Consider the following 22,832-nt stretch of genomic DNA (forward strand, 5'->3'; position numbering starts at 1 on the left):
CGGGGTTCTCATTCATCCGGAGTCTTCGGCCCATGCTGCCGAAGGCGCGGCCGGATGCGCGCGCCGTTTGCAACGAAGATATAAGGCAGGTTGAGGATCGCATGACGCTCGATTCAAGGACGGATCTCCGCAAATCTCTGCCGGTGGCAGGCATGCGCGGGATGAAGGCGATGCTCGGTCACCTCAAATCGGCACGGATCGCGTTCGCGCTGACCGCTTTCCTCGCGGCTGCGATGCCCGCGGCGGCGGAAGAGCAGCGCCTGTCGCAAGGCTGGCTTTTCAGCCGGGGCGATGTCGGGGGTGCCGAAGCGCCGGCGCTCGACGATCGCGGCTGGAAGCCAGTGGCGGTACCGCATGACTGGTCGATCATGGACAGGCCCGACGGCACCGGTCCGTTCGATCGGCAGGCGATCGCCGGGCAGGATTCCGGCTATTTGCCGGGCGGTATCGGCTGGTATCGCCGCCATCTGAAGCTCGGCGCGTCCGCGACGCGAAAGATCGTCAGGCTCAAATTCGAAGCCATCCATATGGATGCCACGATCTGGCTGAACGGCCGCCAGCTCGCCGCGCATCATTATGGCTATACCGCCTTCACTGTCGACCTCACCGGCAAGCTGCAGTCGGGCGACAATGTGATCGCCATACGCGTCAACCACGCGGATCCGTCGTCGCGCTGGTATGCGGGATCGGGCATCATCCGGCCGGTCACGCTCCAGATCCTCGACTGCGTGCACATCGAGCCGGACACGGTCTTCGTGACCACGCCCCAGGCGACGCCGGGCATGGGCAAGGTTGCGATCCGGGCGTCCGCCAGCAACTGTGCGGCGCGGGCGCAACCAGTCGACCTGGTGTCAAAGGTCATCGCGGCCGATGGCAAGGTCGTGGCGCAGACCAACCAGCGTCGAACCCTCGCCGCCCGGACGAGCGTCGAATGGAGCCAGTCGCTCGCGATACCGCGTCCGGCCCTGTGGTCGCCGGATTCGCCCAATCTCTACACGCTGGTGCAGGAAACGCGGGTCAATGGTGTCGCTACCGACACGCGCCGAACCCGCTTCGGCATCCGCACCATCACGGTGGATGCGCGGAACGGCCTGCGTATCAACGGCCAACGCGTGGTCCTGCGCGGCGGCAACATCCATCATGACAATTACATGATCGGCGCAGCGGGCGCCCCCGACGCCGACGCGCGCAAGGCCGCGCTGATGAAGGCGGCCGGCTACAACGCCATCCGCAGCGCCCATAATCCGGCAAGCCAGGCCACACTCGACGCCGCCGACAAGCTCGGCATGCTGGTGATCGACGAGGCGTTCGACAGCTGGAACAAGAGCAAGCGTCCCGAGGATTATTCCCGTTTCTTCGCGAGCGATTGGCCGCAGGACATCGCCGGCATGGTGATCAGCGGGCGCAACCACCCGAGCGTGATCTTGTGGAGCATCGGCAATGAGATTCCGGAACAAGGCTCGCCACTCGGAGTCGAAACAGCGGAAAAACTGGCCGAGCGGGTGCGCGCGCTCGACCCGACCCGGCCGGTGACCGAGGCGGTCAGCATCGATCCACCCGGCAGCGACCTGCAGTTCGCAGCGCTCGATGTCGCCGGATATAATTATCGGCCCCATTTGTTCGCCAGCGACCATCTGAAATTCCCGAACCGCGTCATGTTCACCTCGGAATCGACCTCGAAGGACGCCTTTGAATACTGGCGCCCGGTCGAGACCATGCCATGGGTGATCGGTGATTTCGTGTGGACTGCGGTCGATTATCTCGGCGAGTCCGGCATCGGCTGGATGGGCTATAGCCAGGACTGGCAGAAGCTCGCTCCCTTCCCCTGGCATCTCGCTTATTGCGGCGAGATCGACGCGATCGGCCGCAAGCGGCCGGCCGCCTATTATCGCGAGGTTCTGTGGAAGACGGGGATTGATCCGATCTCGGCCTTTGTCCGTCAGCCTGAAGGAACCGAGGATCTTCCGGACCGGCACCTTTTCCCGATCACGCCGCCCCATCTCGACTGGTCGCTCGACGACGTCCATCCGAGCTGGACATGGCCGGGCCAGGAAGGAAAGCCCCTCGAGGTCGTGGTCTATTCCGAGCTTCCGGAGGTTGAACTGTTCCTCAACGGGGTCAGCCTCGGACGCAAGCGGGTGGGCGTGGAGAGCGAATACAAAGGGCTGTTCAGGGCGCCCTATGCGCCCGGCAGGCTGACCGCCATCGGCTATCGCAATGGCCGCGAGGCAGCGCGCTGGGAACTCCGCACCGCCGGGGCCCCGGCCAAGGCGCGCGTGACCGCCGACCGCGACCGTCTGACCGCCAATGGCGAGGATCTCGCTTATGTGACCGTCGAGCTGGTCGATGCCGCCGGAACGCCCGTCTACGCGCAAAGCGGAGACCGCCGCGTTACCGTGCGTGTCCTCGGCGCCGCGACGCTGGCGGGCATCGGCAACGGCAACCCGCAAGACGCCTCGAGCTTCCAGTCGGACGTGCGCAGGAGCTTCCACGGGCGCGTCGTCGCTGCCGTCCGCGCGGGCACTCGGGCTGGCCCTGTCATGGTCGAGGTCGAAGCCGATGGCCTGCCCATAGCCCGCCTGCGGCTCGGTGCCGGCCGCTGACTGCCTTGACGCTTGCGAGACAAGAGAGAGAAACAATGATCCGAAATCTGATCCTGATCCCGTGCCTGCTCACGTCGAGCGCTGCAGCACTCGCCCAGCCGGCCACGCCGTTGCCCCACCTCGAAAGCGGGAACGGGCGGCACGCGCTGATCGTCGACGGCGCGCCGTTCGTCATGCTCGCCGGCCAGGTCAACAATTCGAGCAACTATGCGGCGCCCCTGGCGACTGCATGGCCGGTGCTCGACCGCATCCATGCCAACACGATCGAAGTGCCGATCGCCTGGCAGCAGGTCGAGCCGCAAGAGGGAAGGTTCGACTTCTCGTTCCTCCAGACACTGCTCGACGAGGCACGCGCGCACGACAAGCGGGTCGTGCTGCTGTGGTTCGGCACGTGGAAGAATACGGGCCCCGCATACACGCCCGATTGGATCAAGCTCGACAACCGCCGCTTCCCGCGCATGAAGACGCGCGACGGCAAGGACCATTATGTGCTGAGCCCGCATGGCACGGCAACGCTCGAGGCGGACAAGCGCGCCTTTGTCCGCCTGATGGCCTATTTACGCGATCACGATCCGCAGAACACCGTGATCCTTGTTCAGGTCGAAAACGAGACGGGCAGCTATGGCAGTCCCCGCGACTTTTCCGCTTTCGCCAATGGGCTGTTCGGCAAGGAGATTCCGCCCGGGCTCGCGAAGCGGATCGGCAGGCGCGGCACCTGGGCTGAGGCTTTCGGGCCCCGGGCCGACCGCGCCTTCAACACATGGTACCTCGCTTCCTACGTCAACGCGATCGCGGCGGCCGGCAAGGCCGTCAAGCCGCTGCCCCTGTACGTCAACGCAGCCCTGGCCGGTCCCGAGGTGGCGAACCCGCAGGGCGTCGCCAGCGGTGGCCCACAGCAGGACGTGCTCGACATCTGGAAGGCGGCGGCGCCGGCGATCGATTTCGCGGCGCCCGACATCTATGACGGCAATCCCGCCAATGTTCAGCAATATCTCGAAAAATATGCGCGCGCGGACAATGCGCTGATGGTGCCGGAGATCGGCAACAGCCGGGCGTTCGCGCGCTTCTTCTGGCCGGCGATGGGGCGGGGAGCGATAGGCTTTTCGCCGTTCGGCATGGATGGCACCGGCTATTTCAACTATCCGCTGGGTTCGCCTGATCTCTCGCCCGAAACGCTTGACGCCTTCGCCTTGCCCTATGCCGCCGTCGGATCGATGATGCGGGACTGGGCGCGGATCGCCTTCGAAAAGCCGACATGGGGTGCGGCCAAGCCGGACGACGGTACATCGCGGACGACGCGGATGGGCGACTGGATGGTCACCGCGTCATGGGGCGAGTGGCAATTCGGCTCAAGGCGTCGGGAATCTGTCGGCGACGATGCGCCGCCCTGGGCGAAGGAGCCGATTGGTGGTGTCGCCGTCGCGCAGCTTTCCGCGAACGAGTTCCTGATCATGGGGGACCATGTTCGCGTCTCCGTTTACCCCGCGCCCGGCGCCGCGCCGAACGCAATGATGCTCCGCGCCGAGGAAGGGCGTTTCGAGAATGGCCGCTGGATCACTGATCGTGTCTGGAACGGTGATCAGGCCGATTATGGCTTGAACCTGATCGACAGGCCGCAGGTGCTGAAGGTGACGATGGGCCGTTATCCCTGACCGGCGATAGGGAAGCGTCCGACCGGAAAGGCTTCCGCCGTCGCACCCGCATTCAGTTCAACTGGCAGCGCCCAATTTCGGATAGCGGCGGGAAACCGTGCGGCGGCTCGGCATGTTGGGGGCTGCCCGCGTCGGCATTATGCTATAGCCGCGTCGGCGCCGAATTGCCGGCAAGGGCGGATGGCGCAAGCGTTGCGGGTGCGCGGTCGAGGCTGATGATGTTCAGAGGGGGTTTCGCATGGCGCGTATCGCGATCGTCACGGGCGCCGGCAGTGGCATTGGGCGCGCGGTAGCGGTTGCGCTTCGCGAGGCGGGCTGGTCGGTCGCGCTGGCCGGGCGCGGCGCAGCGGCGCTCCAGGAAACCGCCCGAATTGCCGGCGGGGCGAGAATGCTCGCGGTGCCGACCGATGTGACCAAGCCGGCCGCCGTCGATGCCCTGTTCGCGCGGGTCGCCGGAACCTTCGGGCGGGTCGATCTCCTCTTCAACAATGCCGGGGCCGCCGCACCGGCGATTCCGCTCGACGAAATGCCGGTCGAAAAGATCTGGCAGATCATCGACGTCAACCTCACCGGCAGCATGCTTTGCGCTCGCGCCGCGCTTGGCATGATGCGGCGGCAGACGCCGCAGGGCGGGCGGATCATCAACAACGGCTCGGTCTCGGCGATGCTGCCGCGGCCGATGTCGGCGCCCTATACCGCCACCAAGCACGCCATCACCGGCCTCACCAAATCGCTGATCCTCGACGGGCGCGCCTGCAATGTCGCCGCCGGTCAGATCGATATCGGCAACGCAGCCACCGAGATGAGCGGGCCGATGGCGACCGGCGTTCTCCAGGCCGATGGCAGCACCAGCCCCGAGCCGCGCATGGACGTCGCCCATGTCGCGCGGTCGGTCGTCCATATGGCGAGCCTGCCGCTCGACGCGAACATCCCCTTCATGACGATCATGGCGACGGCGATGCCGCTGTTCGGGCGCGGCTGAGGCTCAGCGCGGGCATATCCTTCACGGCTTGCTTACCATTGCCGCGCTAGACCGCGCGCCATGTATCACGACACCGCTCTCGTACAGGCGGCCAGGGCAGATCCACGTCCCAGGTCTGCGGTCAGCACCGGCACCGGCCTGGCCGGGCTGGTCGGCATGCTCCTCTGGGTCGGCATCGCCCGCTGGTTCGGGATGGACGGGCCCTATGCGGCGCTGGTCAATGTCGCTGCCTGCGGCCTCCCCATGGTGCTCTGGTCTGTCCTCGTCGACAAGGTCCACCGCAATCCCTCGACCGGCATGGACTGGTCGAATCGCAAGCCCTGGCGCGAAACGCTCGATATCAGCCTGACCAAGCTTGCCGGCCTGTGGCTTACCTGGGCCGGCATCGCGCTGATCTACGGCACCGGGCGCTTCTACTGGGAGGGCAATTTCTCCTTCGCCATGTGGTGTTTCGAGCTCGCCGCGCCTGTGCTGTTCATTGCCTCGATCCCCTATATCCTCCTGCTCGATCGCCATGCCGTCGCGCCGAAGGACGGCTGCTGGTCGCTCGGCGCCTGGCTGATGGGCCTGAAGGAGCCGGTCGATCGCGAGGCGATCTTCAACCATCTGCGCAGCTGGGGCGTGAAGGGCTTCTTCACGGCGTTCATGGTCTCGATCGTGCCGCCCGGCTTCGGCGATTTCATCCGCGCCGACACAAGCCAGGTCCTGCAGAACCCGGTCGCGCTCGCCAACTGGCTGATCACCTTCATGTTCGTGATCGACGTCGCCTTCGCGACCGTCGGCTATATCCTCGCGGTGCGCCCGCTCGATTCGCACATCCGCACCGCCAACCCGTTCGCCGCGGCCTGGATGGCGGCGCTCATCTGCTATCCGCCCTTCATCCTGATGAGCAATGGCGGCCCGCTCGACTACAATATCGGCACCGCTGACTGGACTCACTGGTTCGACGGCCATCCGGTGGTGCTGGCCCTGGTCGGCGGAGTGCTGGTCGCGCTGACCGCCATCTACGCCTCGGCGACGATCGCCTTCGGCTTCCGCTTCTCGAACCTCACCAACCGCGGCATCCTGACGCACGGGCCTTATGCCTTTTCGCGCCACCCGGCCTATCTCTCGAAGAACCTGTTCTGGTGGATCTCGACCGTGCCCGTCCTGACCACCGGCACCTGGGTCGATGCGGTGCGGGCGACGCTCCTGATCTCGGTGGTCAGCGGCGTCTATTACTGGCGCGCGCGCACCGAGGAGCGGCATCTGAGCCTCGACCCGGCGTATCGTGACTATTCCGAGTGGATGGAGCGCAACGGCCTTGTGCCGCGGTTCTTCGCTTGGGTGATGGGAAAATCCCCCTCCCGCTCCGGGGAGGGGCTAGGGGAGGGCTAGGTCGAAACGGCCTGTTGGGAGCCCCATGTCCCGTTCCGACCGAGCCCCATTTTGCCGGCTCCGCCAGCTTTCCTTTCGCCAAGCGAGAGGAGTTAGAACCGCAGCTCGTCGTAAACCTTGCTCACATCCCCGCCCCAAACCCCATGGTACCGCTCGAGCAGCACCTGCGCCGGCACCTTGCCCGATCGCACGATCTCGCGCAGCGGGTCGAGGAAGCCGGTCTCGTTGCTTCCCGACGCATCGACCCGCCCTCGCGCGGTAAGTCCGGCATTGGCGATATCGAGCACCTCGCCCGCGATATCACGCAGCTTGCCCCCCCCGGGGATCGGCGCATCCAGCGCCAGCTTCGGCACCGCGTCGCGCAGCGCCTGGCGCTCTTCGATCGTCCAGTGCTTCACCACGTCCCAGGCCGCGTCGAGCGCGGTGCCGTCATAGAGCAGCCCGACCCACAAGGCCGGCAGCGCGCAGATCCGCCCCCAGGGCCCGCCATCGGCGCCGCGCATCTCGAGGAAGGTCTTCAGCCGCACCTCGGGAAAGGCAGTCGAGAGATGGTCGTTCCAGTCGTCGAGCGTCGGCTTCTCGCCCAGAAGCACCGACAGCCGTCCTTCGAGGAAATCGCGGAAGCTCAAGCCAGCCGCATCGATATAGCGGCCGTCGCGGTAGACGAAGTACATCGGCACATCGAGCGCATACTCGGTGTAGCGGTCATAGCCGAAGCCGTCCTCGAACACGAAGGGCAGCATGCCCGTCCGCGCCGGATCGGTGTCCGACCAGATATGGCTGCGATAGGAGAGCATGCCGTTCGGCCGCCCTTCGGTGAACGGCGAATTGGCGAACAGGGCCGTTGCCAACGGCTGAAGCGCGAGCCCGACCCGGAACTTCTTCGCCATGTCCGCTTCGCTCTCGTAATCGAGATTGACCTGGATGGTGCAGGTGCGGAGCATCATGTCGAGCCCCATCGTCCCGACCCGCGGCATGTGCCGCAGCATGATCGCATAGCGGCCCTTGGGCATGATCGGCAGCTCGGCGCGCGTCTTGTCGGGCCACATGCCGAGGCCGAGAAAGCCGATGCCGAACCGGTCGCCGATCGCCTTGACCTGCTCGAGGTGCCGGCCGGTCTCGGCACAGGTCTCGTGGAGATTGTCGAGCGGCGCGCCGGAGAGCTCGAACTGCCCGGCCGGCTCGAGGCTGATCGCGCCGTCGGCGCCGGTAAGCGCGATCACCTTGCCGCCTTCCTCGACCGGCTTCCAGCCGAACTCGGTGAGTGCCATCAGCAGGTCGCGGATGCCGCCGGGCTCGTCATAGCTCGGCGCGTGATGGTCGGAGAGGGAATAGACGAACTTCTCGTGCTCGGTCCCGATCCGCCAGCGGCTGATCGGTTTCTCGCCCTTGGCGAAGCTCTGGACGAGTTGGTCGCGGTGCTCGACGACCGCTACGTTGCTCTTTGAAACGGTCTTCGTGCTCATGGCTGCGCATGTAGCGATGGGGAAGGTGGGGCGCTAGTGGGTCTGCTAACTCCCTCTCCCCTTCGGGGGAGAGGGCTGGGGTGAGGGGCGGTGTGTCAGATGAGCGAGCCTCACGCTTTTCTCCAGACTTCACTCGCGTCCCTCTACCAATCCCCGGCAGCCGCCATCCACAAACTGACCGCCGCCGCCGCCGCCGTATCGGCGCGCAGGATGCGCGGCCCAAGGCCGATCCCCACCGCCCCCGGCACCGCCCGGATAGCCGCCCGCTCCTCGGCATCGAACCCGCCCTCGGGCCCGATCAGGATCGCGCCGGCGCCTCTGTGTGTCCGCATCGCCTCGAACGCCGGCTCCCCGCCGGTCTCGTCAGCGAAGAACAAGGTTCGACCGGCCGGCCAATCGCGCAGCAGGGCCGGCAGTTTCATGGTCTCGGCAAGCTCGGGCACCGCTGTCCGCCCGCATTGCTCGGCCGCCTCGATCATATGCGCGCGCAACCGATCCAGGTTGAGCCGGTCGACCACCGCGCGCCGGGTCAGCACCGGCACCAATCGCGCAACGCCGAGCTCGCAGGCTTTCTCGGCCATCCAGTCGATCCGCCCCTTTTTCAGCGGCGCTGCGCACAGCCACAAATCTGGCACTGCCTCGCGCTCACGCAAAAGCTCGGTCACATCGAGCACCAGGTCCCGCTTGTTGACCGCGATGGCGATGCCAAGCCACTCGCCGCTCTCGCCGTCGAACAGCTTCACTGGATCCCCCGGCTTCATCCGCATCACCGCAACCAGATAATGCGCCTGCGGGCCGTCGACGCGAAGCTGCATGCCCTGGGCGAGCGCAGTCTCGACGAACAGCCGCGGGGTCGATTGCGGGGGCCAGGCAGGGGTGGCGGGCATCAGGCTTCTTAGGGATCAAATCAGCGCTTTGGTACCCGTCACGGGGTCGGTGAAATCGATGCATCGGCAATCGCGGTTACAATCCAGGCCGCTCGCGTCGCCATGCCGCAGGTGATGGCTTCAGGGCCCCGGGGCACAGCGCGCGTCGAAGCCCCGGCCAAGCTCGGCGAGGCTCACCGCGCCCAGCCGTGCGACCAGCAAAGCCTCGGCGTCGCGCAGGGCATCGCCGACCGCCGCGTTGACCGCCTGCTCGACCGCGCAGTCCGGACTGGCATGCTCGTTGCCGATCGCGAAGATCCTGGGGCCGCCGACAGCGCGGTGGACGTCGAGCAGCGACACGCGCTCGAGATCGCACGCGATGATCCAGCCGCCGCCATGCCCCTTGTCTGAGCGGACATAGCCCGCGTCGCGCAGCCCGGCCATGGTGCGGCGGACGACGACCGGATTGGTCCCGAGCATCGCGCCGATCGCCTCGGACGTCATCGGCCCGTCGTGCCGCGCCATATGGAGCAGCACGTGCAGCATCCGGGAAAGGCGGCTGTCGTTGCGCATCGGTCCGATCCTTTGCGCGCCGGGCGCGATTGGCAAGCCCGCACGATCATGATACTTATGAAGTTACATTATTCGCGGAGCTGATGGAATGCGAGAATTCGAGAACCCCGATCACTGGGACAAGGCGGCCGGCCATTACCGGCAGACCGCGCATCCCTTCACCGCGCTTTTCGCCGAGGATGCGCTCGCGCGCGTCGCGCTGACCCCCGAGAGCCAGGTTCTCGACGTGGCGACGGGGACGGGCGCGCTTGCACTGGCGGCGGCGCGGACCGGCGCGCAGGTGCTGGCGACTGATTTTTCGCCCGGGATGGTCGCCTGCGTCGCCGCCGCCGGGCTATCCAATGTCGCGGCGCGGGTGATGGACGGGCAGGCGCTCGACCTGCCCGATGCGGGCTTCGATGCGGTCTTCTCGATCTTCGGCGTGATCATGTTCCCCGACTGGCGCAAGGGCCTGGCCGAGATGCGGCGGGTGACGCGGCCCGGCGGATACGGCGTCGTGGCGACCTGGCAGGCCCGGGGCGCGGCGACCTTCCTGTTGCTCGGCGAGATTCGGCGGACGCTGTTTCCCGAGCGCGCGGGGATGGCGATGCCCGAGGCAGTGCAGGCATTGAGCGATCCGTCGGATTTCGCCAGCGCGCTGGTCGCGGCGGGCTATCGCGACCCTGTGATCGAGCACGTGACCCATGATTATCGGCTCGACGTGGCAGCGCTCGACGCGCCCGATACAGTGTTCGGCATGTCGCCAGACTGGACCAGCCTCAGCGACGCGGAGAAGGCGATGGTAATCGCCGAGGTGCGGCGCATGGCAGGCGATCGACCCATGCTGCCGATCCCCTCGACGGCGCTGATCGCGGTGGCGGAACGCTGAGCGGTTGGGGGGATTGGATGAAAAGCTGCCGGCCTGGAAGCGCCCACTTGCAGACATTCCAGGCCGGCGCCTAGATAGTCGCCATGGGCGTTCAGGGAAGCTGTCACTGCGGTAATGTGCGGATTGAACTGCCGAGCGAGCCCGCCTGGGTTGCGGACTGTAACTGTTCGCTGTGTCGGCGGCTGGCATGGCGGGTGGCGTACTTCCCGCCGGACCAGGTGCGTATTTCCGGCGAAACGAAAGCCTATGTTTGGGGCGATCGAATGATCGGCATTCACCACTGTCCCGTCTGCGGCTGTGGGACTCACTGGGAGTCGCTTGGAGAAGACTTCGGCAAGATGGGTGTCAATGCACGCCTGCTCGATGATTTCGATGAAAGCGCCGTCGAGGTCAGAAAATTCGACAACGCTGATTAAGCTCAAGCCTGGGCGCCCGCTTTCCGCCACCGGTCGCCGTTCGACCGCCACCGATCCGCGCGACCCGCCCCGAAACCTGTCGGCGGCTGACGCCACAGCGGACATTGCGCCATTGCGAGATCACTGGCACCGGTAGGCCATGCTCCACCTTCCAACCGAACACGCGTTGTGGGTCGTTGAATATCGCGAGAGCGACGAAAACGACCTTACCGTCACGCTCGTTGAGGCGAAAATTTCCGCCGAGCTGGTGGATACGGAACTCGGTCCAGCACATGCCGTGAACCCGGACCAGTCCAGTTCGGTGTTCAAGGTGACGTGGAATGGCTACGTGGCAATTGCCGTGAGAAACGAAAGCTATGCCCTGCCAGAGAAGGGCGCACCGATAGGTTATGGGCTAGGGACGAAGGCGGATTCGCATTTTCGGACCTATGTTGCTGCTTCGACCTTCGCGGATGATGATTATCCCGGCCCCCTCACACATTGGTTCTTGAATGCCGAACGGCACTGCTTCGACGTCATAGGTGCCACCGCTCCGGATATTAGCAAGCTGGCCCCAGACCAAGCTGCATGCGTGCTGGCGCGATATATCTAAGCCGCTTCCCACCATTCCCGGCCGTTGGACGCCACTGCAGCGCGCTACCAAGCCTCGTTCCAGCCACCAGTGAGCGCCGCGCAACTGCGAATGGTCGGCTCGCGCACCTGTTCCATCGCGCCAGATTCCTGCTAGCTTCGGTGCAAGGCGGGTCGGAAGCCCGGCAGCGATGGGGGGATGGTCTCGATGAACGATCAATCTGTCGCCGCACCCCCTTCCACGCAATCGGGCTGGATCGACCCGGACAGCGCGCCCTATGGCGTCGGCGCCATCGGCCTCGGCATCATCGGCCTGGTCTTCGCCAGCTTCGCGCTTCAATGGCAGCCGGTTCCCGCCTGCATCGCCCCGCACGGTGCCCTTACGATCGTCAGCGGCCTCATCCTCATCCTTGGCGGCATCGCGACGATTCTCCGCCGCACCGCGACGCTCGGCGCGGTTGTGCTCGCAGCCTGGTACGGCCTGTGGGTCGTCGCGCTCCACCTCCCGGTCTTCGTGTCCGCACCATCGGTCGGCTCGCTGCTCGGCCTGGCCGAGATCGTCGCGCTCACCACCGCCGGGCTCCAGCTCCAATATGTCAGGCGGCTCAGGACCGGTCCGGTGCTGGTCTGGGTGCGTATCCTGTTCGGGCTGTGCCCGCTCGTCTTCGGCATCAGTCATTTCGTCTATGCCGATTTCACCGCGAAGATGGTGCCGGGCTGGATCCCGGCGCCGCTGTTCTGGGCCTATGCGACGGGGACCGCGCACCTCGCCGCCGGCCTCGCGATCGTCGCCGGCCTCCGCGTCCGCCTCGCCGCGACCCTGCTCGCGACGATGTGCGGGCTGTTCGTCCTGCTGCTGCACCTGCCGCGCGTCATCGCCGCGCCGGGCAGCCAGCTCGAATGGACCATGATGTTCGTGGCGTTCTCCATCACCGGCGCTGCCTGGATCATGCGCAGGTCGGGCGCGTCACGCTGAAGGCGAAGAAAGCGCGATTTCAATTCCTACTTTTATGATATACTTTCACTCTTGGGCAGGAGGAGGAAGGCATGAAAGCGTCATATCCCGGCGTCGTTCTGGTTGCGGCTCTTGCGCTTGGCAGCTGTCACGGGACCTCGACCTGGCTTGGAGATGACATAAAGCCGCATCGTGGCCGCTATACGGGCATCGGTATCTATTCGACCGATCGGATGTGGTCCGAGATCACGGTGGCCGACAAGCCCAAGGACAAGGCAGCCGCGACGACCGCTGACGATCGTACCGTCATCGTCGTGGTCGACAGCGACACCGGCGAGATCCGCCAGTGCGGCAATCTCTCCGGCTATTGCATCGGCATGAATCCCTGGAACCACGCGCTCGCCGGAACCCAGGCCGCGCCGCTGAGCCTCGACAAGCATGCGGCCGAGCTCGAGGCTTCGAGCAGCAACGACGTGGCGCCTGTCGGAAACGCGGTCGCCCGGTGAGCCGCCACGCCTGAAACCGGCACCCCGATTCAATCAGGGCGTTGAATGTGGAACGGCATGGCGCGGACTGAATGCCGTGCCGATTCCGCCCGGCTCTTTGACATGACTGAATTTGAACCATGGTTCGCCGCTGCGTCGCCGAACCTCTCGATGGTCATGCCGCTGTTCCCCGCTGTTGTGGCGCGCGCCCCGCTGTTAATTCCCGCTGTTCCGCCGCTGTTTTCCCGCTGTTATTCGATAACAGCGGGATTCGCCGGAGATCACTGATAACAAAGGAGAAATATGGGCGGAAAATCCAACATAACAGCGGGGAAAATCTTTTTTTGCAAAGAACAGCGGGAACAGCGGGAAATCCGGGCCATGAGCCATGCCCCGGCCCGCGCGAACATGGTTGCCGCCATCCCCGATCCGGCTAGAGACAGCGCATGACGTCGCCCGAAATCGTGCCCGACACCCAGCATCGCGGCCTGGTCGGCGCCTTGCCGGCAACCGTCCGCCCGTTCGCGCTGCTCGCGCGGTTCGATCGCCCGATCGGCTGGTGGCTGCTCTACTGGCCCTGCGCCTGGGGCGTCGCGCTGTCGGGCAATCCGGACGGCGGCTGGTGGCTGCTGCTCTGGCTGCTGGTCGGCGCGATCGCGATGCGCGGTGCCGGCTGCGTCTATAACGACATTGCCGACCGCAAGCTCGATGCAAGCGTCGAGCGCACCCGCAACCGCCCGCTCGCCAGCGGTCAGGTGTCGCTCCGCGCCGCCTGGATCTGGCTGCTCGCCCTGGTCGCGATCGGCTTTGCCGTGTGGTGGCACATCAACCTCTACGCCAAGGGGCTCGCGCTGCTCACCATTCCTCTGGTCGCGATCTATCCCTTCATGAAGCGGATCACCTGGTGGCCCCAGGCCTGGCTCGGCCTGGTCTTCGGCTCGGGCGCGGTGGTCGGCTTCGCCGCTGCGAATGCCGCGATGTTCGAAACGCGCTGGTGGTCGATGATCGAGGCGATGGCAGCGCTCTATGGCGGCGCGATCCTCTGGGTGATTGGCTATGACACCATCTACGCGCTTCAGGACCGCGAGGATGATGCGCTGGTCGGCATCCGCTCCTCGGCGCTGCGGCTGGGCCGCCAGGTGAAGCCGGGCGTCGGGGGCTTCTATCTTGCGGCGCTCGCCTGCTGGGCGGGGGCGATCTGGCTGGTCCGGCCCGATCCCCTGGCGCTGGCGGCATTGCTGCCGGTCGGGCTCCATCTCGGCTGGCAGGTCGCAACGCTCGTGCCCGATGACGGCGACAATGCGCTCACCCGTTTCCGCTCGAACCGCTTCGCCGGCTTCCTGATGTTCTGCGCCTGCCTCGTCGTCGGCCTGTCATCGGCACTTTGACGTTCCGGGTCCGCATCCCTAAGTCCGCGTCATGCTTACCGTAGATCAGGCGCGAGAACGCGCTCAGGACATTGTCGCCCGCGCGCGGGCTGCCGGCGCGGACGCGGCCGATGCCGTGTTTGCCGACGATACCTCGCTCGATGTCTCGGTGCGCCTCGGCGCGCTCGAGGATGTCGGCCGCTCCGAGAATGCCGAGCTCGGCCTGCGCGTCTTCGTCGGGCGCCGCTCGGCCAGCGTCTCGACCTCGGATCTGACCGGCGACGCGATCGACATCCTCGCCGAACGCGCCGTGGCGATGGCCCGCGAGGCGCCCGAGGACGCCTGGGCCGGCCTCGCGCCGGAGGATCGACTGCTCCACGGCGCGCCCCCGCAGCTCGATCTCGACGATGGCGGACAGGCGTCGCCCGAATCGCTCAAGGAAGCGGCGCTCGCCGCTGAGGATGCTGCGCGGGCAGTCCCGGGCGTCACGAACAGCGAGGGCGGTGGCGCCAGCGCCTCGCGCTCGGTCTGGGCGCTTGCCACCAGCCACGGCTTCGCGGCGGCGTACGCCGCCTCGGGCTACGGCCTCTCGGCAAGCGTGCTTGCCGGCGCCGGCGGCTCGATGGTTCGCGACTATGCGCATCATTCGGCGCGCCATCGCCACCAGCTCGAGGCGGCGGAGGTGATCGGCAAGCGTGCCGGCGAGCGTACCGTCGCCCGGCTCGATCCGGGCCGCATCGCGAGCGGCGCGATGCCGGTGGTGTTCGATCCCCGCGTCGGATCGAGCCTGCTCGGCCATCTGATCGGGGCGATCTCGGGCCAGGCGATTACCCGCAAGACGAGCTTCCTGCTCGAGTCGCTCGGCACCCAGGTCTTTGCCAGCGGCGTCACCATCTGCGACGATCCGCACCGCCCCCACGGCCTCCGCTCGCGTCCGTTCGACGGCGAGGGCCTGCCGGTATCGCCGACCGAGATCGTGGCGCACGGCATGCTCGAAACCTGGCTGCTCGACAGCGCCTCGGCGCGCCAGCTCGGCCTCGAGCCGACCGGCCACGCCACCCGCGGCGCCGGCGGCAGCCCCGGCGTCTCGACCAGCAACCTGCACATGGCCCCCGGCCTCGTCCCGCCCGCAACGCTGATCGCCGACATCAGGCGCGGCGTGTTCGTCACTGAGCTGATCGGCATGGGCGTCAATGGCGTCACCGGCGACTATAGCCGCGGCGCCGCCGGCTTCCTGATCGAGGATGGCGAGATCACCACGCCGGTCGCCGAGTTCACCATCGCGGGGAACCTCAAGGACATGTTCCTCGCGCTCACCCCGGCAAACGACCTCGAGTTCCGCTACGGCACCAACGCGCCGACCCTGCGCGTGGAGGGGATGACGGTGGCGAGTGGCTGAGAGTCTCGCCGACGACATCGCGGAGATAGCGCGCGAGGCCGGCGCGCTTGCCTTCGCGAAATGGCGCACTGACTTCCGGCAATGGGAGAAGAGCCCGGGCAATCCGGTCTGCGACGTCGATATCGAGGTCAACGACCTGATCAGGCACCGCCTGTCGGCCCTGCTGCCGGAGGCCGGCTGGCTGTCCGAGGAGACGGTCGACAATGCCGATCGCCTCGCCCAGTCGCGGCTCTGGGTGGTCGACCCGATCGACGGCACGCGGGACTTCGTGCGCGGCCGTCCCGGCTGGGCGGTGTCGATCGCGCTGGTGGAAGACGGCCAGCCGCTGATCGGCGTGCTCGATGCCCCCGCCCGCGATGAAGTGTGGCGCGCGGAGGCGGGCAAGGGCGCGACGCGCAACGGCCTCGCGGTGCGGGCCGGCGACCGCAGCATCTTCCCCGGCGCGCGCGTGCCGACGGATGTCCTGCCCAAGGTCGATCAGGATCTGGTCGCGATCGGCAAGCCCAACTCGATCGCGCTGCGCATCGCGATGGTCGCGGCCGACCAGGCCGATCTCGTCGCGACTCTCCGCTGGGGCTATGAATGGGACATCGCCGCCGCCGTGCTGATCGCCAGTGAGGCAGGCGCCGCGGTCAGCGACGCCTTCGGCAAGCCGCTCTTCTTCAACACGCCGAGCGCCCAGGCCTTCGGCGTGCTGGCGACCACCCCCGGCATCCACGCGGCCGCGATCGAACGGCTGGCGGACCGGGCGAAGGCGGCGACCACCTAGTTCCTCCCCGTTCCGGGGGGAATGAGGGCGGGCCGCTTGCCCAGACCCGACACGCCCCCTACGCTCCGCTTATGCGCACTCTCCTCGCCACCGCCGCGCTCGTCGCGCTCGTCTCGACCCCGGCCGCCGCCGAGCCGGACTATGCCGCCCGCGTCGCGCGAGTCCTGAAGGCAACGCCCTTGATCGACGGCCATAACGACTGGGCAGAGACGCTGCGTGGCCGCGAGGGCGAGAAGCGCTGGACGATCGACCTCGCCCGCCTGCCCGCGACCGGCGAGAACCGCTACAACACCGATATCGAGCGGCTGCGCGCCGGGCATGTCGGCGGCCAGTTCTGGTCGGTCTATGTCGAGGCCGATCTGCCACCGCTCGAACAGGTCAAGGAAACGCTCGAGCAGATCGACCTCGTCCGCACCATCGTCGCGCGCTACCCGGCCACCTTCGAGCTCGCCCGCACCGCCGCCGATGTCCGCCGCATCCACAAGGCCGGGCGGATCGCCTCGATGATGGGGGTCGAGGGCGGCGGCCAGATCGCCAACGACCTGTCAGTGCTGCGCGCCTATCACGAGCTCGGCGCCGGCTATCTGACGCTCACTCATGCGCTCACCATCGACTGGGCCGATTCAGCGACCGACAACCCGAAGCATAATGGCCTCACGCCCTATGGCGAGGCAGTGGTGCACGAGCTCAACCGGATCGGCATGCTGGTCGATCTCAGCCATGTCAGCGAGGCGACGATGCGCGGGGCGCTGCGCGTCTCGAAGGCGCCGGTGATCTTCTCGCATTCGAGCGCGCGGGCGCTGGTCGATCATCCCCGCGACGTGCCCGACGACGTGCTGAAGCTGGTCGCCGCGAATGGCGGTATCGTCATGGTCAACTTCGCGCCCAACTATGTGTCCGACGCGGCGCGACGCTGGTCGGCCGAGTTCGCGGCGGAAAAGGCCCGGCTCAACGCGCCGCCTTATGGCGGCCTCTATATCGGCCAGCCGGACAAGGCTGACGCCGCGCTGAAGCAGTGGCAGGTCGACAATCCCAGGCCACAGGCGACGCTCGCCCAGGTTGCCGACCATATCGAGCATGTCGCCAAGGTCGCGGGCATCGACCATGTCGGTCTCGGCTCGGACTTCGATGGCCTCGGCAACGAGCTGCCCGCGGGGCTGCAGGACGTCGCCACCTATCCCGCGCTGCTCGCCGAGATGATGCGGCGGGGATGGAGCGATGCCGACGTGGCGAAGCTCGCCGGCGGCAATGTGCTGCGGGTGATGGAGCAGGCCGAGGCAGTCTCTAAGTCGATGCGGAACGAGCCGGTCGGGACCATGACGATCGAGGTTGGCAAATAGGATCAGCCACTGACCGCGTCATCATCCCGGTACTTGATCTCAAGGAAGCGCCCGCGCGTCGCGAGGCTGTCGAGATCGCCCTGGGCGAGTTGCGCCGACATCTCGCTGATCTCGCGGTCGATCAGCTGCAGCCCCTCGGCGAGCTGAGCGTCGGGGGTCTTGCCGTTGCGCTCGACGCCGCGGAGCGGTTGCGGCACCCGGGCATAGCCCTTGAGCAGCTCGGGCAGTTGCTCGCCGACCAGCTTGCGCACCTCGGCTGCCGCCGGCTCCTGTTCGTTGAGCGTGGCAAGCTGCGGCGCGAGCGTCTCGAGGCGCACCCCGATCCCGTCGAGCAGGGTCTGCATCGGGGCGGGCAGGGCAGGGCGTTGAGTCTCGAGCCATTGCTCGGTCCTGAGCGGCAGCGCCTTGAGCGGCACCTCGACAAGCTTCTCCGGCGTCACAGGCGCCTCGAGCGAGACGAAGGCGAGCAGCAGGGTCACCGCCACCAGCAGCGCGCCGACCAGCAATGCCCCGCCCATGCCGAGCGGCATGATCCAGCCGACCACGATCGCCGCGATCACGATCGTCAGGTCAGCGCCGACGATCAGCCCGGCACGCTTGGCGAGCCCGGTGCCCTGGCGCCGCATCCTACGCTGCGCCAGCGCGCGCTCGCGCGAGCGTTCGAGGAACTCGTTGCTGCGCGCGATCTGGCGATCGACGTCGGTCATGTTACACGGCTTCCAGCTTGAAGGTTTCGCCGCCCGCGCCGGCATTCTGCGCTGCGCCCTCGGCCCGGGCGATATAGCCCTTCGACTTCTCGACCTCGGTACCGAGCAGGTTGACCGTGGTCTTCATCGAATCGAGCGCCTTGAGCTTGAAGGCGTCGATCGTGTCCATCGTGTCGTAGATGTTCTGGAAGGCGCGCTGCAGCACCTCGATCGGGATGGTCGCGCCGGCCGCCTGCTCATGGATCGTGGCGGTCTGGCTCTTCAGGAGCTTGCCGGTCGAATCGATGATGTTGGCGGTCGTCGTGTTGAGCGCGGTGATCTGTTCGAGCACCAGCTTCTGGCTGGTCAGCGCCTGCGCCACCGTCACCGCGGTGCGCAGCGCCGAGACGGTGGTGGTCGAGGCGCGGTCGACGCCTTTCACCAGCTCGACATTGTTCTTCTTGACCAGATCGAGCGCGAGATAGCCCTGCACCGTCACCGCCATCTGCGTCAGCAGGTCCTGGGTGCGCTGGCGGACATAGAAGAGCGCCGTTTCGCGGATCGCCTTTGCCTTGGCCGGGTCAGTGTGATCGAGCTCGTTCGCCTTGTCCTCGAGCCGCTGGTCCATCGTCTTGGACAGCACGATCATCTGCTCGAGCCGCCCCATCGCGTTCCACAGATTGGCGCGCTCGACGTCGATCGCCGCATTGTCCATCAGCAGCTCGTCCTTGCCGCCCTGGAGCGCCTTGAGGATCGAGGCGATATGAGTCTGCGAGCTCTTGTAGCTGTCGAAGTAATTGCGCAGCTTGTTGCCGAACGGGATGATCCCGAAGAGCTTCTTCGGCGCGAGCAGGTCGCCGCGCTTGCCCGGATCGAGGTCCTCGATCGTGCGGCGCAATTCGGCGAGGTCACTGCCGACGCTGCCTTCCTGGTCCATCGCCTTGACCGGCCGGTCGAGGAAACGGTTCGATTGCCCGGCCGCCTCGCGGATTTCCTTCTGGCCCATCGCGCTGATCGCATCGACTCGCTTGCCGAATTCGGGGCTGTTTACGTCCTGCGCGACCAGATCGTCGATAAAGGTCTCGACCCGCTCCTGCAGCTGGGTGCGCTTCGCATCGTCGACTGGCACCAGCCCTACCGCCTTTTCAGGCGACACGGCCGGAACGGGTTCGGGTGGGGTCAGCACCAGGTCTGCGGTCGCGGTCTCGGTCTGGGTCGCCATCACTGTCTCCACGCTGTTGCCGCCTAGATGACGGCTATTCGAGCGCGCTTCAAGTGTATCACACAACTAATACGCCTGTCACGAGCCGCTTCAGTCAGGTATGATAAATCATTTGCCAGAGGCCGGTGTCGCGCGGCACGGTATCTCGCACAAGGATGAGGGGGAGAACATCATGATTCGCGCGATGCACCGTGTCGGGCATGCGATGCTCGCCTTGGCGACGCTGGTGTCGCTGGCGGTGGCGCTTCCCGCCTTCGCGCAGGAAACCGTCGACCCGAACCATATTCCTCCCTCGCGTGATCCGACACGCACCGCCAACGGCCTCGCGCTCACCCCGCCAATGGGCTGGAACAGTTGGAACAAGTTCGGCTGCAGTGTCGATGAAAAGACCGTCCGCTCGGTCGCCGATGCGATGGCTGCGGGCGGGATGCGTGACGCCGGCTATCATTATGTGGTGATCGACGATTGCTGGCACGGGCCTCGCGACGAGAACGGCTTCATCACCTCCGACCCGAAGAAATTTCCCTCGGGAATGAAGGCGCTCGGCGACTATATCCATTCAAAGGGCCTCAAATTCGGCATTTATTCCGATGCCGGCAAGAAGACCTGCGGCGGGCATCCCGGCAGCCAGGGCCATGAATATCAGGACGCGCTCACCTATGCGCGCTGGGGCGTCGACTATCTGAAATATGACTGGTGCTCGACCGGTACCCGCAATGCCGAGGAAGCCTATGCGCTGATGGAGGATGCGCTCCGCGCGACTGGTCGCGATATCGTCTTCAGCATCTGCGAATGGGGCCAGAACCGGCCCTGGTTGTGGGCCGCGAAGATCGGCAATCTGTGGCGCACCACCGGCGATATATGGGACAGCTATTCGGCCAGCGACAAGGCGCATTGGTGGGCGCACAACCTGCTCGACATCGTCGACCAGAATGAGCCGCTCTGGCCGTTCGCCGGCCCCGGCCACTGGAACGACCCCGACATGCTCGAGATCGGCAATGGCGGCATGAGCGATATCGAATATCGCACCCATTTCAGCCTCTGGGCGATGATGGCCGCGCCGCTGATGGCAGGAAACGATATCGCCAGCATGAGCCCGGATACCGCTGCGATCCTGATGAACCGCGACGTGATCGCGATCGACCAGGACCCACTCGGCGCGCAGGGGCACCGGGTTCGTGATGACGGCAATCAGGAGGTCTGGGCACGGCCTCTCGCGAACGGCGGTCGTGCGGTGTTGCTGCTCAACCGAGGCGAGGCGCCCGCCGACATCGCGGTTGACTGGCCCGAGCTCGGCTATCCCCGCACGATCGCCGCCGATGGGCGCGATCTATGGGCGCACAAGCCGCTCGGCCGGCTCAAGGGCCGCTATGCGGCGACGGTGGCGCCGCACGGCGTGGTGATGATCAGCCTGCTGCCCTGAGACGCCCGCCGCTCAGATATGCAGCGGCATCTCAGGTGCTAGCGTCAAAAAGGCGGCTGCCGCGGCAGGCTATGCAACGCCCAGTGCGTTTCTCGCAGCTTTCCGTGCCGTGTTCGGCATTACTCCGGCGCGCTACTTTGGGCGGGCCTAACGCGCTGTCGTTGTTGTCCTGAGCGCCTCGACCATCCCCGGAATCCAGTGGCCGCCGTCGCGCAATCGGAAGGCATTGGTATAGGCCCAGGCACAGCTCTGCACGCCGATCGAAGCATAAGCCGCGCTCATCGTGCCATAATAGTTGATCCGCTCGCTCACCGGGATCGCGGGATCATCATTGGCGCCATATTCACCGAGGAAGGGCACGCGCCCGGTACGCGCCATGTAGTCCTGCACTGCCTGCAGGTTGGCATTCAGTCCCGCGATGTCGGTCGGGCCGCCAAAACGCCGCCCGAGCGGGGGCGTCGGGGTGATGAAGGTGGCGCCCTGGTGCGTGAACATGAATGGATCATAGGAATGGAAGGTCGGCACGACATTGGGATCAGCCGGCATCGGCAAGGTGGCCAGGCTGCCGACACCGCTATAGCCTTCGCCGCCGATGATCACCGGGCGCGTCGGATTGGTCAGGCGGATCGCGGCGAGCGCCGGGTTCAGGATCGTCAGCAAATTCGCATTGGTCAGCTTGTCATGCGGCTCATTCGCAAGCTCGAACCAGACGCTGGCAGGCGCGGTGGCGAAATCGGCCGCGACCAGCTTCCACAGCCCAGCGAAGCGCGCGCCATTGCCGGCGGGGTCCGAATAGAGCTCGTCGTCATTGTGCATGTCGATGATCACGTTGAGCCCGGCCGCAGTGGCGAGATCGACGACATGATGGACCCGCGTCATGAAGGTCGCGTCGATCGTATAGGGCATTGTCGCCAGGGCATGGCCCGAGAACCGCACCGGCAGTCGCACGCTCGCGAAGCCCGCTTGCTTGATGATCGTGAAATCGCCATCGGCGATCGGGCGACCCCAATCCCCTTCATGGGGTGGTTCGAGGTGATCACCCATGTTGACGCATTTGCCGAGCGGCAGCGCGATGCCGGTGGTCGGCCGCGCGGCGGCAGCGGGGGCGTAGGGGGCCGCCTCCCCGGGTTTCGGCATCGGCGCGGTGGAGAGTGCGGTTGCGCCGCCGCCACAGCCTGCCGCACACAAGGCAATCGCGCTCATCAGGCCGTGAAGCCGCTTCATCGCACCTCTCCAAAGTGCTTCCGTGTCCTCGCTTTTCACAAGATGCCGGAGCTCGCTGCCAACGTTGTCAAAATGCACCGGCAAGCCGGCGGGGGCAAGCGGCAATCAAGCAGACAAAAAAGGGCTCCGCAACGCGCGCGTCAGCGCCGCGTCGACGCCTTGGCCTCGATCAGGTCGCGTTGCCACACAGTAAAACGTGCATTGCTGGTCGATCGCATCGCGCGCCTGATCGCTGCCTTGTCGAATCCGGGAGTATTGCCGATCCGGCCCAGCATCGCCTTGTCGAGCGTGCCGCCGGGCATCACGAAGAGGATCTTGTCCTCGGCATCGGCCAGTAGCCAGCACAGATCGGTTGGAAACGGCCCTGTATCCCAGGTCTCGACAATGATCTTGGCAACTCGGCTGCGCATCCTGTGGCGTGAAAAATCGCTCATTCGCACCGGCCTTGGCGCGCGCGGTTGAGGTGGGGCCTGCCCCTGGCCCATTCCCTCGACTAAATTGTGAAGCAATTCAAACAGCTTCATCCAGCCCCCCGTTGCCTTCTTATTGCAGAGTGATGGGTAACGAAAGGGTAAACAAAACCGGGTCG

23 protein-coding genes are annotated in these 22,832 nt (G+C 66.1%); 16 read left to right on the forward strand and 7 right to left on the reverse strand.

What is annotated here, in order from left to right:
• The first annotated feature begins 101 nt into the window (after positions 1–101).
• The 4 genes from ABD050_RS21935 (at position 102) to ABD050_RS21950 (ending at position 6,614) form a co-directional block, all read left to right on the forward strand.
• Entirely contained in the window at positions 102–2,603 is a 2,502-nt protein-coding gene (locus ABD050_RS21935; protein WP_343891654.1) for a glycoside hydrolase family 2 TIM barrel-domain containing protein, read from the forward strand.
• Positions 2,604–2,638: 35 nt separating this feature from the next.
• On the forward strand, positions 2,639–4,255 hold the full coding sequence (locus ABD050_RS21940; protein WP_343891655.1) for a DUF5597 domain-containing protein: 1,617 nt from the start codon (positions 2,639–2,641) through the stop codon (positions 4,253–4,255).
• A 238-nt stretch (positions 4,256–4,493) separates the two neighbouring features.
• Positions 4,494–5,237, forward strand: a complete 744-nt coding sequence (locus tag ABD050_RS21945) for an SDR family oxidoreductase (RefSeq protein ID WP_343891656.1) — start codon at positions 4,494–4,496, stop codon at positions 5,235–5,237.
• A 60-nt stretch (positions 5,238–5,297) separates the two neighbouring features.
• A complete protein-coding gene (locus ABD050_RS21950) occupies positions 5,298–6,614 on the forward strand; it encodes a methyltransferase family protein (RefSeq protein WP_343891657.1) in 1,317 nt (438 codons plus the stop codon).
• Between the two features lie 92 nt (positions 6,615–6,706).
• Here the strand turns inward: ABD050_RS21950 and ABD050_RS21955 are convergent, their stop codons facing one another.
• From ABD050_RS21955 to ABD050_RS21965, 3 genes are all read right to left on the reverse strand, one after another.
• A complete protein-coding gene (locus ABD050_RS21955; protein ID WP_343891658.1) occupies positions 6,707–8,080 on the reverse strand; it encodes a glutamate--cysteine ligase in 1,374 nt (457 codons plus the stop codon).
• 143 nt (positions 8,081–8,223) lie between these two features.
• Positions 8,224–8,967, reverse strand: a complete 744-nt coding sequence (locus ABD050_RS21960) for a 16S rRNA (uracil(1498)-N(3))-methyltransferase (RefSeq protein WP_343891659.1) — start codon at positions 8,965–8,967, stop codon at positions 8,224–8,226.
• 120 nt (positions 8,968–9,087) lie between these two features.
• Positions 9,088–9,519, reverse strand: coding sequence for an Rrf2 family transcriptional regulator (locus ABD050_RS21965; protein WP_343891660.1), 432 nt, complete (start codon positions 9,517–9,519; stop codon positions 9,088–9,090).
• Positions 9,520–9,607: 88 nt separating this feature from the next.
• Between ABD050_RS21965 and ABD050_RS21970 the strand changes: the two genes are divergently transcribed.
• From ABD050_RS21970 to ABD050_RS22015, 10 genes are all read left to right on the forward strand, one after another.
• Positions 9,608–10,387 (forward strand): class I SAM-dependent methyltransferase, encoded by a 780-nt coding sequence (locus ABD050_RS21970; protein ID WP_343891661.1) that lies wholly within the window; start codon positions 9,608–9,610, stop codon positions 10,385–10,387.
• A gap of 83 nt (positions 10,388–10,470) precedes the next feature.
• On the forward strand, positions 10,471–10,803 hold the full coding sequence (locus ABD050_RS21975; protein ID WP_343891662.1) for a GFA family protein: 333 nt from the start codon (positions 10,471–10,473) through the stop codon (positions 10,801–10,803).
• 139 nt (positions 10,804–10,942) lie between these two features.
• A complete protein-coding gene (locus tag ABD050_RS21980) occupies positions 10,943–11,395 on the forward strand; it encodes a hypothetical protein (protein ID WP_343891663.1) in 453 nt (150 codons plus the stop codon).
• A gap of 186 nt (positions 11,396–11,581) precedes the next feature.
• A complete protein-coding gene (locus ABD050_RS21985; RefSeq protein WP_343891664.1) occupies positions 11,582–12,349 on the forward strand; it encodes a DoxX family membrane protein in 768 nt (255 codons plus the stop codon).
• Positions 12,350–12,420: 71 nt separating this feature from the next.
• Positions 12,421–12,834: a hypothetical protein gene (locus ABD050_RS21990; RefSeq protein ID WP_343891665.1), complete on the forward strand. Its 414-nt coding sequence runs from the start codon at positions 12,421–12,423 to the stop codon at positions 12,832–12,834.
• Positions 12,835–12,936: 102 nt separating this feature from the next.
• The gene (locus ABD050_RS21995; protein ID WP_343891666.1) at positions 12,937–13,101 is read left to right on the forward strand and encodes a hypothetical protein; all 165 of its coding nucleotides are present in this window, start codon (positions 12,937–12,939) and stop codon (positions 13,099–13,101) included.
• A 158-nt stretch (positions 13,102–13,259) separates the two neighbouring features.
• Positions 13,260–14,201: a 4-hydroxybenzoate octaprenyltransferase gene (ubiA, locus tag ABD050_RS22000; RefSeq protein ID WP_343891667.1), complete on the forward strand. Its 942-nt coding sequence runs from the start codon at positions 13,260–13,262 to the stop codon at positions 14,199–14,201.
• A 31-nt stretch (positions 14,202–14,232) separates the two neighbouring features.
• Positions 14,233–15,579 carry a TldD/PmbA family protein gene (locus ABD050_RS22005; protein WP_343891668.1) on the forward strand — a complete coding sequence of 449 codons (1,347 nt, stop codon included), beginning with the start codon at positions 14,233–14,235 and terminating at the stop codon, positions 15,577–15,579.
• On the forward strand, positions 15,572–16,348 hold the full coding sequence (locus ABD050_RS22010; protein WP_343891669.1) for a 3'(2'),5'-bisphosphate nucleotidase CysQ: 777 nt from the start codon (positions 15,572–15,574) through the stop codon (positions 16,346–16,348). The genes ABD050_RS22005 and ABD050_RS22010 overlap by 8 nt, the downstream gene beginning before the upstream one ends.
• A 71-nt stretch (positions 16,349–16,419) precedes the next feature.
• On the forward strand, positions 16,420–17,688 hold the full coding sequence (locus tag ABD050_RS22015; protein ID WP_343891670.1) for a dipeptidase: 1,269 nt from the start codon (positions 16,420–16,422) through the stop codon (positions 17,686–17,688).
• Positions 17,689–17,690: 2 nt separating this feature from the next.
• Here the strand turns inward: ABD050_RS22015 and ABD050_RS22020 are convergent, their stop codons facing one another.
• Positions 17,691–18,395, reverse strand: coding sequence for a hypothetical protein (locus ABD050_RS22020; protein ID WP_343891671.1), 705 nt, complete (start codon positions 18,393–18,395; stop codon positions 17,691–17,693).
• A gap of 1 nt (position 18,396) precedes the next feature.
• A complete protein-coding gene (locus ABD050_RS22025) occupies positions 18,397–19,596 on the reverse strand; it encodes a toxic anion resistance protein (RefSeq protein WP_343891672.1) in 1,200 nt (399 codons plus the stop codon).
• Between the two features lie 172 nt (positions 19,597–19,768).
• Between ABD050_RS22025 and ABD050_RS22030 the strand changes: the two genes are divergently transcribed.
• Positions 19,769–21,019, forward strand: coding sequence for a glycoside hydrolase family 27 protein (locus ABD050_RS22030; protein ID WP_343891673.1), 1,251 nt, complete (start codon positions 19,769–19,771; stop codon positions 21,017–21,019).
• 28 nt (positions 21,020–21,047) lie between these two features.
• Positions 21,048–21,170 carry a helix-turn-helix domain-containing protein gene (locus tag ABD050_RS29095; protein WP_425542506.1) on the forward strand — a complete coding sequence of 41 codons (123 nt, stop codon included), beginning with the start codon at positions 21,048–21,050 and terminating at the stop codon, positions 21,168–21,170.
• Here ABD050_RS29095 and ABD050_RS22035 read toward each other — a convergent pair.
• Together ABD050_RS22035 and ABD050_RS22040 are read right to left on the reverse strand one after the other, a co-directional pair.
• A complete protein-coding gene (locus tag ABD050_RS22035; RefSeq protein WP_343891674.1) occupies positions 21,167–22,243 on the reverse strand; it encodes a glycoside hydrolase family 5 protein in 1,077 nt (358 codons plus the stop codon). The genes ABD050_RS29095 and ABD050_RS22035 overlap by 4 nt on opposite strands.
• Before the next feature lie 140 nt (positions 22,244–22,383).
• Positions 22,384–22,677: a hypothetical protein gene (locus ABD050_RS22040; protein ID WP_343891675.1), complete on the reverse strand. Its 294-nt coding sequence runs from the start codon at positions 22,675–22,677 to the stop codon at positions 22,384–22,386.
• Positions 22,678–22,832: the final 155 nt, after the last annotated feature.

It is taken from the genome of Sphingomonas oligophenolica, assembly GCF_039522915.1.
Taxonomy (GTDB): domain Bacteria; phylum Pseudomonadota; class Alphaproteobacteria; order Sphingomonadales; family Sphingomonadaceae; genus Sphingomonas; species Sphingomonas oligophenolica.